At 54.7% G+C, this 245-nt stretch carries 1 protein-coding gene; it reads right to left on the minus strand.

What is annotated here, in order from left to right; translation table 11 throughout:
• Window positions 1-189 (minus strand): transposase (locus AB3X89_RS40810; protein ID WP_368588124.1); only part of this gene is annotated, 189 nt, incomplete at its 3' end.
• Window positions 190-245 lie beyond the last annotated feature (56 nt).

The following is a 245-nucleotide window of genomic DNA, read 5'->3' on the forward strand; positions in this document are numbered from 1 at the left end:
CGACTTGCCCGTCTCGAACACTTCCGACACGCGCTCCTGCAGTTGCTTCTTCCAGTCCGTAATCTGGTTCGGATGAACATCGTACTGCTGCGCCAGCTCTGCCAGCGTCTTGTCGCCCTTTAGCAGGCTGCTGAAGTACACCCGAGTTGAAGAGGCCCCGCTCCAATTACGCGACTCTCGTCGCAAGATTTTTCGCATTGTGCAGATTCAATGCGAATTCACCGTCCCTTTAAGCGTTTTGAGGC

This window comes from Paraburkholderia sp. BR14320, assembly GCF_040948665.1.
GTDB classification, from domain to species: domain Bacteria; phylum Pseudomonadota; class Gammaproteobacteria; order Burkholderiales; family Burkholderiaceae; genus Paraburkholderia; species Paraburkholderia youngii.